Raw genomic sequence first — 2,404 nt, 5'->3', positions numbered from 1 at the left:
ACCATCTCCAATGCTTTTTCTCTTGAAATTTTCTCTGAATAATTACCGCTAGAATCTGTATGTATCCAATTTATTGGGATATTTTCTTTTTGTGTTGCTGTTTTCCCATACCCACCTCTATTGTCCTTTGGGATACTTTGGATTACTAATGTTAAAATACTTGTTGATTTCATCTTCAGATATATCTGGAAAATATTTTGCAATTTTTCCTTTTTTATAAATCCAATATCCAAAATAAGATTCTATGTGTATTTTTGATTTGCAAATAGCAGGGTATCAAAAATATCAGAATCTTTAATGTAGATAAATTCAATATTGTTTGCTTCAACATAATTTGAAACGCTATATCTATCATGATTTATATCATCTGCCATTACATAGAAATCTTCTTCTCCCATTTCTTGTTTGAGTTTCTCAATCATCTTATCGCCTAAAGAAAATACTATAATGCAACGCTCACAATTTGCCCTAAAGCCCTTCGCTTGCACAAAACTACAAAGAGACAATGCAGAAACAAATAGAATTGTTATAAAATTATGCAAAATTCCTCCTTTAAAGTTGTGTAATTTTAATATGATAATATTGTCTTTTGGTTTCATTTGTAATTATGAACTTCTTTAATGCCTCAAATTTTTAGCTTTCTCTTTTGAAATCTTTTGGATTTTTAAGTCTCCACACAGAAATATCAATAGTATTAATTTTTGATACATCTTCTATGCAATGGTGAGAGACATTATATACACCTAGTGTTATAATCTTCTCATACATTGCTTGTATCACTTCTTATCTAGTTTTAGTTTTATGTAAATCTTCATAAACTTTTATCACTTTATCCCCTGCTGCTGCATAAAGCTTATATTGCTCCTGAATTCCTTCAGATACGCACCCTTTATACATTTCTTCTGCTTGTTCCATAGGTGTTCTTGTTGTGCTTGTAATAGTAACAATTGGATTATTGGAATTCTTAGCCATTTTTTTAATGATATTTAGTGAGTAGTTTGAAATTCTATACATTTTCACATCACCATTTTTTCCTACTACCTCAATATCACTCAAGTCCTCTTCCTTCTCATACCCCACCTCTAGCTTTACTCCATCCACATTATACACTTGTCGATGCTCCAGCATAAACTTGCTAACTCATAGAAACTATCGTTGAGTAAATGCTTATCATCAAAAAATGGTTAAAAACAAATTAAATATAATTTTCAGTTATGACCTCTATGCCATATTTTGTTTTTTTATAAGTTTTTTCATAAATACTTTCATCAACACTACATAATTGATATATTAATTTTATTTCATTTTCATTCATTTTTTCTATAGTCAAGCTACATTTTGAAAACTCATACTTTTTTTGCCCATTGAACAAATTAAGTTGCAGCATAGCTTGATAAGCTATAGATTTACCAAGAGAATATTTTTTATTTTCTTCTACTTCTCTTTTTATATCATAGTGCAATGCCTCTTTTATATTTTTTGCATTTTTTATAAGACATTTTTCTCTATTGCATTCATAGTCATCGTCACAAGTTGCGCTTTTACTGCATTCTATTTCTATGTTGTTTGCATATAATTGCATACAACAGCAAAATGCAATACCAATAATTAATGCCAATTTTTTCATTTATTACCTCCAAAAGTATTTTTATAACCCTCTTGTAGAATCTCTAAAGGGTCAGCTATATCATTTCTTCTTTGAAATGGCAACTTACTTGTATCTGTTAGTTTTCCAATGACATTAGTATCATTACCATTTGTAAAGTATTCAAAATGGAGCATCATTACTTGTTTATGAGGAACGATACTTGGGTGAATACCATTCTTCAACATCAAACCAGCATAACCAATCACTTGCCCTTGTTTCACCTTATCTCCTATATTAACCAAGATTCTACTACTATCTAGTTCTCCATATCTTACAATAAATTTGCCATATTTAGAAGTTTCATGCAGAATTGCAACTTGATTGGTGTCAAGATAAAACTTTCCTTCGTCTAAAACCTCTCCATCAGCAATTGCGACAATTTCTACATTAGATTTTGGGTTTTTAATATTTCTTTCAAAGAAATCTGTATATAAATCCCTTGCTGCATGTTTTCTTGCCCCGCCATTTCTATTTCGTCCATAAATAGTTTGGGTTGCATTTGTATCGGTTGGGTTTTTAATACTCCAATCATAAAGCAATCCTTTGTCATTCAATGGCTTTACTTTAAGCGGAAATATAATTTCATTGTTTCTTCCATACCCCACCTCTAGTTTTATTCTATTTGCAGCATATTTTCCTTGATATTCTAGCAATATATTTGCAAAATCACAGAATATATCATATATTAAAAGTTCTGTATTGATTATATTTTGTGTATTGTTGTTTGTAATAGTTCCTACTTTGTTGTTGTTTTCA

Annotated in this window: 4 protein-coding genes; all 4 read right to left on the bottom strand. The window is 29.9% G+C overall.

Features of this window, described 5'->3' with window-relative positions:
• Positions 1-242: 242 nt before the first annotated feature.
• Positions 243-542 carry a hypothetical protein gene (locus LS81_RS10695; RefSeq protein ID WP_233715972.1) on the bottom strand — a complete coding sequence of 100 codons (300 nt, stop codon included), beginning with the start codon at positions 540-542 and terminating at the stop codon, positions 243-245.
• Between the two features lie 241 nt (positions 543-783).
• Positions 784-1,128, bottom strand: a complete 345-nt coding sequence (locus LS81_RS10690) for a hypothetical protein (protein ID WP_034346098.1) — start codon at positions 1,126-1,128, stop codon at positions 784-786.
• Between the two features lie 67 nt (positions 1,129-1,195).
• Positions 1,196-1,627 (bottom strand): hypothetical protein, encoded by a 432-nt coding sequence (locus LS81_RS10685; RefSeq protein ID WP_005219209.1) that lies wholly within the window; start codon positions 1,625-1,627, stop codon positions 1,196-1,198.
• Positions 1,624-2,404: M23 family metallopeptidase (locus tag LS81_RS10680; RefSeq protein WP_237022240.1), on the bottom strand; the 781-nt coding region annotated here is incomplete at its 5' end. The genes LS81_RS10680 and LS81_RS10685, both read right to left, overlap by 4 nt.

The sequence above is a fragment of the Helicobacter trogontum genome (assembly GCF_000765905.2).
In the GTDB taxonomy this organism is placed as follows: Bacteria; Campylobacterota; Campylobacteria; order Campylobacterales; family Helicobacteraceae; genus Helicobacter_A; species Helicobacter_A trogontum.
This window is presented reverse-complemented; position numbering and strand designations above follow the sequence as displayed.